General features: G+C 70.1%; 9 protein-coding genes and 1 tRNA gene. 5 read left to right on the forward strand and 5 right to left on the reverse strand.

All coding sequences use genetic code 11. The features are described from left to right. Positions 1 to 69: 69 nt before the first annotated feature. The 3 genes from ACFXJ5_RS40815 to ACFXJ5_RS40825 all read right to left on the reverse strand — a co-directional run bounded on the left by ACFXJ5_RS40815 (position 70) and on the right by ACFXJ5_RS40825 (position 2897). Positions 70 to 630, reverse strand: a complete 561-nt coding sequence (locus ACFXJ5_RS40815; RefSeq protein WP_384643501.1) for an AAA family ATPase — start codon at positions 628 to 630, stop codon at positions 70 to 72. A gap of 41 nt (positions 631 to 671) precedes the next feature. Further along, positions 672 to 1016 (reverse strand): nuclear transport factor 2 family protein, encoded by a 345-nt coding sequence (locus ACFXJ5_RS40820; protein WP_384643504.1) that lies wholly within the window; start codon positions 1014 to 1016, stop codon positions 672 to 674. Positions 1017 to 1121: 105 nt separating this feature from the next. After that, a complete protein-coding gene (locus tag ACFXJ5_RS40825) occupies positions 1122 to 2897 on the reverse strand; it encodes a hypothetical protein (protein ID WP_384643507.1) in 1776 nt (591 codons plus the stop codon). 103 nt (positions 2898 to 3000) lie between these two features. Here ACFXJ5_RS40825 and ACFXJ5_RS40830 point away from each other — a divergent pair, with 103 nt between their 5' ends. The 3 genes from ACFXJ5_RS40830 (at position 3001) to ACFXJ5_RS40840 (ending at position 4393) form a co-directional block, all read left to right on the forward strand. Next, a complete protein-coding gene (locus tag ACFXJ5_RS40830; protein WP_384643510.1) occupies positions 3001 to 3780 on the forward strand; it encodes a polyprenol monophosphomannose synthase in 780 nt (259 codons plus the stop codon). Positions 3781 to 3890: 110 nt separating this feature from the next. After that, the gene (locus tag ACFXJ5_RS40835) at positions 3891 to 4256 is read left to right on the forward strand and encodes a BlaI/MecI/CopY family transcriptional regulator (RefSeq protein ID WP_384643513.1); all 366 of its coding nucleotides are present in this window, start codon (positions 3891 to 3893) and stop codon (positions 4254 to 4256) included. A 65-nt stretch (positions 4257 to 4321) separates the two neighbouring features. Continuing rightward, positions 4322 to 4393, forward strand: a tRNA-Val gene (locus ACFXJ5_RS40840). Between the two features lie 105 nt (positions 4394 to 4498). On the opposite strand, the gene ACFXJ5_RS40845 is transcribed toward ACFXJ5_RS40840, so the two are convergent. Next, on the reverse strand, positions 4499 to 6124 hold the full coding sequence (locus ACFXJ5_RS40845) for an alkaline phosphatase D family protein (RefSeq protein ID WP_384643516.1): 1626 nt from the start codon (positions 6122 to 6124) through the stop codon (positions 4499 to 4501). Between the two features lie 153 nt (positions 6125 to 6277). Continuing rightward, complete coding sequence (locus tag ACFXJ5_RS40850) at positions 6278 to 6952, reverse strand: HNH endonuclease family protein (RefSeq protein WP_384643519.1); 675 nt, start codon at positions 6950 to 6952, stop codon at positions 6278 to 6280. 463 nt (positions 6953 to 7415) lie between these two features. Between ACFXJ5_RS40850 and ACFXJ5_RS40855 the strand changes: the two genes are divergently transcribed. Both ACFXJ5_RS40855 and ACFXJ5_RS40860 read left to right on the forward strand, forming a co-directional pair. After that, a complete protein-coding gene (locus ACFXJ5_RS40855; protein ID WP_384643525.1) occupies positions 7416 to 8165 on the forward strand; it encodes an ABC transporter permease in 750 nt (249 codons plus the stop codon). A 205-nt stretch (positions 8166 to 8370) separates the two neighbouring features. After that, complete coding sequence (locus ACFXJ5_RS40860; RefSeq protein ID WP_384643522.1) at positions 8371 to 8952, forward strand: TMEM165/GDT1 family protein; 582 nt, start codon at positions 8371 to 8373, stop codon at positions 8950 to 8952. Positions 8953 to 9062: the final 110 nt, after the last annotated feature.

Consider the following 9062-nt stretch of genomic DNA (forward strand, 5'->3'; position numbering starts at 1 on the left):
CCCCCACCGCCTTGCGATCACAGGCGCCAGACCCCGCTCCTTCTCCCACGGAGATCCACAAGACAGGCCCTAAGCCCGGCCCGGCCTGGCCGGCGGCCGCCCGCACCGGGCCAGCACCTCATCCGCCAGCTCGCTCAGCGGCAACTCCCCGTCGAGGATGACCGTGTCGCCCGGCAGCGTGTCCAGCGCGGCGGTGCACGGCTCGATCTGCGCCTTGCACCACCGCCGTACCTTCGCCTCGCGCTCCGGGTCGCCGTCCGGGGTGACGTTCCGCCCGTCGATCCGCCGGGCCAGGACGTCCGGCGCGACCTTCAGGAAGAAGTGGTGCACGGTGATCCCCGCCCGCTCCAGAGCGCCGAAGATCTCCTCCACGTACCCGGGGCGGACCAGCGTCATGGGGACGAGGACGGGCCGCCGGTACTCCTCCACCAGCCGCACCGCCAGATCGGCGACCTGCTGCCGCCACAACGGCAGATCCTGGAAGTTGCCCGTCGGCACCTCGACGATCTCCCGGAGCAGATAGCCCACCATCTCCGGGTCGTAGACCAGCGCCTCCGGCATGCGCGGGCGCAGCTCCTCGACCAGCGAGGTCTTGCCGCTGCCGAACGCACCGTTCACCCAGATGATCACGCGTATCCCCTGTCCGTCGTCAGGAGCAGCAGCCTAGCCAGCTACCGGACGAGCGGACGCGGATCGAAGGTCGCCCGCACCCGGGTGATCCTGCCGTCCTCGACGTGGGCCCAGGTCGCGGTCGGGACCGGAGGGGCGACGGTGGTGTGGAGTTCGAACCAGGTGAGGACGTCGGGGCCGTCGGCGATCATCTTGTGGACGACGACGTCGGTGACGATCTCGGAGAGCCCCTCGATCCCCTTGACGCACGCGTCGGCGCCTTCGGCCTCGCCGAGAGGACCGCGGAAAGTCGCGGCGTCGGCCAGGACGGACCGAAGGCTGTCGAAGTCCTTGTCCCGCCACGAGGCGTAGTAGGTGGCGACGATCCGCTGGGCGTCCTGAGTCATGATCACAGTCCTTTGCTTCCGGCTCGTTCGGGGTCCGCTCACCACGATCCCCGAGGCCGATCCAGAAGTCCAAGATCTGGATCGGCTACCAGCCAGAAGCGATCCTTATGGCTTTGCCCCGCCCGTCGCATCCACCGCACCCACAGGCCGCGGAATGTCGACGCTCGTCAACGTCGCCGGCGAGGGCGTGAAAGCCCGCAGCCGGACCCGCTTGGTGGGCGAGGGGGGAAGACGGAAGTACCGATCCTTGGGCGGCAGAAGCACATAGCGGGAGGTGTGGTGCGCAGCGAGCGTGCCGGGACCGGTGCGCACCCGCCAGAACAGCGACGTGCCCTGGCCCGTGCTGACGACGAAGTGCGGGGTGAGCGCGGAGTCGGTGGGGTTGGTCGCCCACACCGTGAGGGCCGCCAGATTGCGGTGAGCGCGGTCCGTGGTGTGCTCGGCCGTGATGCGGAGCTTGAGCGGCGGCGAGGACCCGGCCGCCACCGCCACACAGGCCAGGGACGGGGCCACCAGAGCGGCCGCCAGAACCCCCTTGGCGGTTCGGCCGAAGCGCGGCAGGACAGGCAACCGCGGCCGCCATGCCTTGGCGAAAGCGGACGACGGCACCGTCGCGGCGGACGCCAGCCACAGCGGCGTCATCATCAGGTAGTAGCCGTCCTGGGAACGGGTCGCCACGAAGAAGGCGCACCACGGCAGAACCATCGCAGCAGGACCGAGACGGCGGATGAACAGCACGAACAGACCGAGGAGACCGAGCAGCAGCAGCACACTCGCGTACGAGTAGAAGGAGAGCCGGCTGCTGCCGTCGGTGAAGTAGAGAGACAGATCGACCGCACCCTGACCGTGGATGATCGCACCCTGAGTGATCGGGAGAGTGACCCCCGACAGCCAGCCACTGGGATCCTGGACGATGAAGTACGCGTTGATCGCCAGCCACACCGCCGCCGTCACCCCGGTGAAACGGGCGACCACCACAAGGGCACCGCGCGATCCCAACTCGCCGCGCCGGACGACATAGATGCCCGCCAGCAGGAACGGCGTCACAAACCACGGAAGCTGCTGCGCCGCGCACGCCGCGCCCAGACACACCGCGCGCAGCACCCCCGGCCGGCCGAGCCGCCCACCGGCCCCGATACCCGGCCACCGCACCGCCACCGGGATCAGCAACACCAGGGCGATGATCGCCGGGTACCCCATCCGGGCATAACCCGGGAGCATCCCGAAGCCCAGGCACGCCATGGTGGCCGCGGAACGCCACGGCGCAGGGACCATCACCCACAGCGCCACGGTCCCGGCGATCAGAGCACCCGTGGAGACCATGGTCACCGCGACCGCGCTGTGGATCACCGCGTACACCGGCACCGAGAGCAGCGCAGTCAGCGGCGGATAGCCGTACGTGTCATCGATGCCACCGAACATCGTGGGAGTGACCGCGACATGCGGATCGAGGAAGAGGAACGGCCACGGCTGCCCGTAGACCAGGTTCCCGTGAAGGATCTCGTGGGTCGCCTGAGCGGTCAGCACAGCCTCGTCGGACCCCCCGTGCGAGACGGCGAGGCCGCACACGGTCAGGGCTATCGCCGTCAGCAGCACCACCAGATCGACACGGGCCAGGGCCGCCCGGCTGCGTACCGACAGCGCGAGGATGCCGGTGATCAGGATCGAGGCGTAACAAAGAGAAACCACCCCGGCTACGACCGGATGGGTGGCCATCGCGTGTATCCACAGGGACCGCGTACCGATGAACAGGCTGATGGCCGCCAGCACCGTCAACCCCCGGTGCCACTGCGGTGGCGCACCCTCCGAAGCAGCGGGAGGAGGCGCGGCGGCCGTCGCAGCCAGAATTCGCGGCAAAGCCGCCTCGGCCGTCTCGTTCATGCGGACTGGTCCTCTCGGGCAACCTCATCGCCAACAACTACATCTGTGTAGATGCAGGTCCGGGAGTCCCCGTTCCGTCATACCAAGGAGAAGGTCAATCCGCATGAGCAACGATTCCGCGGCCCCAGGCCGCGCCCTGGTCATCATCCCGACCTACAACGAGGCAGCCAACATCGCCACCATCGTCGGCCGGGTCCGGGCCGCGGTCCCCGACGCCGACCTACTGGTCGCCGACGACAACAGCCCCGACGGCACCGGCCACATCGCCGACGAACTCTCCGCCACCGACAAGGCCGTCCACGTCCTCCACCGCCCCGGCAAGCAAGGCCTCGGCGCCGCCTACCTCGCAGGCTTCCGCTGGGGCCTCGAACGCGACTACGACGTCCTCGTCGAAATGGACGCCGACGGCTCCCACCGCCCCGAAGAACTCCCCCGCCTGCTCACCGCCCTCCACCACGCCGACCTCGTCCTCGGCTCCCGCTGGATCACCGGCGGCCGCGTCGTCAACTGGCCCAAGTCCCGCGAACTCCTCTCCCGCGGCGGCAGCGCCTACTCCCGCCTCATGCTGCGCCTCCCCGTACGCGACGTCACCGGCGGCTACCGCGCCTTCCGCGCCCGCACCCTTCAGGGCATCGGCCTCGACGAAGTCCAGTCACAGGGCTACTGCTTCCAGGTCGACCTGCTGCGCCGCGCCGTCCAGCACGGCTTCAGGGTCACCGAAGTGCCCATCACCTTCGTCGAGCGTGAGCACGGCGTCAGCAAGATGAGCCGCGCCATCGTCATCGAAGCCCTCTGGCGGGTCACCACCTGGGGCCTCAAGCCGCAGCCCCGGCACCGGCCCCAGCCGGCAACCCCGGCCCCGGCGCCCGCGCGACAGGACTGAGTGACAGCCCAGTCCCAGGTTTCTTTGACAAACTCCGGCTACGGCAGCTCCACGCCGGGAGAACTGCTGCGCGATCACAGGGGGCAACCGAACCAGGGAGAACGGCAGCCATGACATCCGCACGCCGCGCCCACGGGGAACTGGAGTCCGAGATCCTCGCCGCCCTCTGGGCCGTCGCCACCCCCCTCACCCCCCGCCAGGTCCAGCACCACATCGCCGGCACCCCCGCCTACTCCACCGTCGTCACCACCCTCTCCCGCCTCCACGACAAAGGCACCCTTACCCGCATCCGCACCGGCCGCGCCTACGCCTACACCCCCGTCGCCGACGAAGCCGGCCTCGCCGCCCGCCGCATGCGCCAAGTCCTCGACGCCGAGTCCGACCGCCGCACCGTCCTCGCCCGTTTCGTCTCCGGCCTCGCGCCCGAGGACGAGCGCGAGCTGGTCCGGCTGCTCGGGGACACGGACGGCGTCTGAGGGCGGGAGGGTATCGGTTTGCTGAGCAGGGGGTATGGCACGGTAGGGTGTCCTCTCGTGTTCGGGGGCGTGTAGCTCAGCGGTAGAGCATCGCTCTTACAAAGCGAGGGTCGGCGGTTCGAGACCGTCCACGCCCACCCTGACCAGTGCAAATGCCCTTGGCGATCAAAGCCGGGGGCATTTTGTTTTGCCCCTGCGTGGGAGGTTCGCACAGCTGAGGCCGGTCCGGTGACGCGCAGGCGTCACCCCTTGGTGAGCTCCGTGTCGAGGACCGTGTGGAGTCCCTGGGGGGTGGCCTGGTCGAGGCGGAGGGAGGCGGTGCGGGCCTGGAGGGTGAGGGTCATGAGCTGGTTGCCGAAATAGGGGCCGGTGAGTTTGCGCCAGGTGACGGGGGTGGGGGAGAGGCGGCCGTGGCGGGCGAGGGTGCGGCCGAGGAGGCGGCCGGCGGGGCTCCAGCCGAGGCGGAAGGCGAGGCGCATGTAGGCGGGGACGCGGTTGTGGATGGGGGAGCAGGTGAGCTGGAGGAGGCGGGAGGTCAGGTCGCCGGTCGGGGAGTGGGCTTCGGCGGTGTAGGCGTGGTGGACGTCGCCGGAGAGGACGCAGATGGTGGCGGGGGCGTCCGGTGAGGTGGCGATGTCGGTGAAGAGGTGGGCGAGGGCGTCGAAGGAGTGGCGGAAGGCCGACCAGTGTTCGAGGTCGGCGGCCTGGCGGAGGCGTTCGCCGCGGGCGATCCAGCTCAGGCCGCGTTCGCCGCGGGTGAGGGCGGAGGACCATTCCTCGGCGTGGTGGACGGCGTGGGGGAGGAGCCAGGGGAGGGAGGTGCCGATGAGGAGGTGGTCGAAGCTGCCGTCGGGTTGGGTCTGTTGGCGGAGCCAGTCGTGTTCGGCGGGGTCGAGCATGGCGCGCTGGTCCTCGTCGAGGACGCGGGCGGCGCGGGAGTCGACCATGAGGAGCCGTACGCGGCCGAGGTCGCGGCGGTAGCTCCAGCGCACGGAGGCGGGGTCGGTGTCGGCGCGGGCGGCGAAGGCGCGGAGGGCTTCGGTGCCGTCGGCGGTGGCGCGTATGGCGGCGTACAGGGGGTCGGTGGCGAGTTCGGCGGGGCTGAGGTTGCCGAGGTGCTGGTGGACCCAGTAGGAGGTGAGGCCGCTGAGTATGCGCTCGGACCACCAGGCGGTTTCGCGGATGTCCTGGCGCCAGGCGTGGGAGGTGTTCCAGTCGTCGATGACGTCGTGGTCGTCGAAGATCATGAGGCTGGGGACGGTGGAGAGCAGCCAGCGGATCTCGGGGTCGAGCCAGGACTCGTAGTAGAGGTGGGTGTATTCCTCGTAGTCGGCGACCTGGTCCCAGGGTGGTTCGCTGAGGTCGCGGCGTTGGGCGAGCCAGGCGCGGGTGGGGGCGGAGGTCTCGTCGGCGTAGACCTGGTCGCCGAGCAGGAGGAGGACGTCGGGGCGTGTGGTGGTGCCGTCGGCTATCTGTTTGGCGAGGGTGTCCAGGGCGTCGGGGCCGATGGGGTCGTGGCCGTCGGAGGGTGGTGCGGCCCAGCGGCAGGAGCCGAAGGCGACGCGGAGGGCGGTGTCCTGGTCGGCCGGGGTGTGGATGGTGCTGGGCGGGAAGGCCGAGTCGGGCGGCGGCCAGACCTGTTCTGCGTCCAGGAGTACGCGGTAGGGGGTGCTGGTGCCGGGGCGCAGTCCGGTGACGGTGACGAGGGCGTAGTGGTGGCCGGCGATCTGCCAGGTGCGGGCGGTGCCGGTCGCGCCGTCCTCGCAGCGGACCTCGACCTCGCGGGGGCGGTCGGCCTCGATCCATACGGTGGCGCTGTGCCGGTCGGCGTATCTGAGCAGCGGGCCCAGTCGCAGCTCTGCTGCCATGAGGTGTGCCTCCCCTCCCTCGCGTCGCGGTCGCAAGACTACGGACGACGGAGGGGAGGCGTGGGTTCCCGTGAGGAGTTCGAAACGGGAGTTCGCGTCGGGAACCCACCGGCGCCGGGTTCAGCGCCGGATTCACTGCCGGCAGTGGCGGGTTCAGCAGCCGCTGAGTACGGAGCTGAGCTTGGTCTTCTCGGCGGAGTCGACGGAGAGCTTGTAGTAGTACTTCACCTGGACCCAGGCACGGACGTAGGTGCAGGCGTAGCCGCTGACGGGCGGCATCCACTCGGCGGGGTCCTGGTCGCCCTTGGACTGGTTGACGTTGTCCGTGACGGCGATGAGCTGAGGCCGGGTCAGGTCGTTGGCGAAGGCCTGGCGCTGTGCGGTGGTCCACGCGGAGGCGCCGGAGTCCCAGGCCTCGGCGAGCGGGACGAGGTGGTCGATGTCGAGGTCGCTGGCGGCGGTCCAGGTGGCGCCGTCGTAGACGGAGTACCAGCTGCCGCTGGTCGAGGCGCAGGCGGAGTCGGTGACGACGTTCGTGCCGTCGCGCTTGAGGACCGTCTCGCGGGTGTTGCAGGTGCCGCTGATGGTGATCCAGTGCGGGAAGAGGCTGCGGTCGTAGCCCGTGCGGTTCTCGGTGGCGACGGTGAGCGACGCGAGGTAGGTGCGGGCGGTGGCGGCGCTGACCGGGGTGGGGAGCGCGGCCTGGGCCTGGGTGGCCGGGCCGAACAGGCCGACGAGGGCGATGAGTCCGGTGAAGGCGGCTATGAGGCTGAGTCGTCGACGCGCGTAGATACCGCGCCGAACGAGGGCAGTGCCCATTCGGGACATGCGAACTCCCTTTGTGTGGGGGTAATTTGGCGGTAAAGCCGAGGTAAATCCTGTCGCCGCCACGTTTCCTCGGGGCGAGCGGCAGGTAACAGATTGGCGACATGGACACGTCATGTCGAGAGGTCGCGCACAACTAAATCCGGCCGATCCGGGGCCTTTCCTGCCACGCCGCCTAGGGCCTGCCCTGTGGATCTCCGTGGGAGAAGAGCGGGGTCTGGCGCCTGTGATCACAAGGCGGAGGAGGGAAGCGACGCGGTGGGGGCACCTCCCAGCCGCCAGGCTGGGGGACGTCGTTGACTGACGACAACGCAGCGAGCGTGCGTGCCAGGGCACGCGACGCCGCGGAGGTCCACAAGGCAGGCCCTAGGGTGGCCGGGTGCCCCTGCTCGCCCTTGCTGCCGCTGCCCCCGTTGCCCAGGCCGGTCCGGTCCCCGCCCGCGCCGACCTCGCCTCCTCCACCCTTCTGCCGGTCGACCGCACGCTCGGCGTCGTCCTCGCCGTACTGCTCATCGCGGCCGTGGCCGTCGCCTCGTACGCCCGGCTCTCCGACGGCAAGGAGAACTACGCCCGCGCCATCGCGCTGGCCGGGGTGCGCGCCACCATCCAGCTCACGGCCGTCTCGCTCGCGATCGGCTGGGTCATCCGCTACCAGGCGGCGCTGCTGGCCTTCGTTGTCCTGATGTATACGGTCGCCACCCGCATCGCCGGCCGCCGCATCACCCCGGGCCCCTCCTGGACGTGGGCGGCGGTGCCCATCGGCGCGGGCGCGATGCCCGTCGTCGTCCTCCTCGTCCTCACCGGGCTCGTCCCCATCAACGGCACCGCCCTCATTCCGGTCGCCGGCATCCTCATCGGCGGCGCCCTGACCGCCACCGTCCTCGGCGGGCGGCGCGCGCTGGAGGAACTGCACACCCGGCACGGCGAGGTCGAGGCCGCGCTCGCCCTCGGCTTCAGCGAACGCGATGCGCGCATGGAGATCGCCCGCCCCGCCGCGTCCACCGCCCTCGTTCCGGGCCTGGACCAGACGCGCACTGTGGGTCTGGTCACCCTCCCCGGCGCCATGGTGGGCATGCTGCTCGGCGGGGCATCCCCCTTGCTGGCGGGGGCGGTTCAGCTCTTCGTACTGGTCGCGCTGCTCGCCGTACAGGCGGTGTCGCTGGCCGTCGTCCTGGAGCTGGTGGCGCTGGGCCGGCTGACGCGTCGCGTAGACTGAGATCAGCAGAAGGGGAGTAGCTCTTCGCCGGAACGTCGACATACTGGTTGGCCTTGGTCAGCCCGGCGCCCGGAGGCGGATGTCCTGCATCCGCCAGCGAGACCTTCGGCCGCAGTGTTCAACGCTGCTGTGCCGAAGCGACCCCTTGTACGAGATGCACGAGGTTCTCCGGTGCGGCCGCCCGACCGATGAGGAACCCAAGTCCGTGTTCAGCCTCACCGTTGCCGCCATCGTCTTCGGCGTCGTCTTCCTCGCCGAGCTGCCCGACAAGACCGCGCTCGCCAGTCTCGTCCTCGGCACCCGCTATCGCGCCTCGTACGTCTTCTGCGGTGTCGCCGCCGCCTTTGTCCTCCACGTAGCCCTGGCCATCGCGGCCGGCAGCGTCCTCACCCTGCTTCCGCACCGCCTGGTCGAGATCGTGGTGGGGCTGCTCTTCCTCGCGGGGGCGGCCGTACTGCTGCTGAAGAAGGACGACGGCGAGGAGGACATCCGTGAACCCGCCGACCGCAGCTTCTGGAAGGTGGCGGGCAGCGGCTTCATGCTCATCCTGGTCGCGGAGTTCGGCGACCTCACGCAGATCATGACCGCGAATCTCGCCGCGCGCTACGACGACCCGCTGGCGGTCGGGCTCGGCGCCGTCCTCGCGCTGTGGGCGGTCGCGGCGCTAGGCGTCTTCGGCGGGCGGCTGCTGATGAGGTGGGTGCCGCTGGGGCTGATCACGAAGATCGCGGCGGCGGTGATGATCGTGATGGCGGGCTTCAGCCTCTACGAGGCGTTCGCCGGCTAGTGCCGCGCCCGGCAACGTTCGCCCGCAAGCGAGGTGTCCTGGTGCGGTCAGCTGCAAGGCGCCGGATCGCGCTCGTACTGGGCCGTACTTGCGTGATTCGGCAACGCCGC

The sequence above is a fragment of the Streptomyces sp. NPDC059373 genome, assembly GCF_042751495.1.
Taxonomy (GTDB): Bacteria; Actinomycetota; Actinomycetes; order Streptomycetales; family Streptomycetaceae; genus Actinacidiphila.

Excerpts from the sequence above, each read along its gene's own strand:
- ACFXJ5_RS40850 (WP_384643519.1), bottom strand. The coding sequence starts at position 6,952 with ATGTCCCGAATGGGCACTGCCCTCGTTCGGCGCGGTATCTACGCGCGT.
- ACFXJ5_RS40820 (WP_384643504.1), bottom strand. The coding sequence starts at position 1,016 with ATGACTCAGGACGCCCAGCGGATCGTCGCCACCTACTACGCCTCGTGG.
- ACFXJ5_RS40835 (WP_384643513.1), top strand. The coding sequence starts at position 3,891 with ATGACATCCGCACGCCGCGCCCACGGGGAACTGGAGTCCGAGATCCTC.
- ACFXJ5_RS40825 (WP_384643507.1), bottom strand. The coding sequence starts at position 2,897 with ATGAACGAGACGGCCGAGGCGGCTTTGCCGCGAATTCTGGCTGCGACG.
- ACFXJ5_RS40830 (WP_384643510.1), top strand. The coding sequence starts at position 3,001 with ATGAGCAACGATTCCGCGGCCCCAGGCCGCGCCCTGGTCATCATCCCG.
- ACFXJ5_RS40845 (WP_384643516.1), bottom strand. The coding sequence starts at position 6,124 with ATGGCAGCAGAGCTGCGACTGGGCCCGCTGCTCAGATACGCCGACCGG.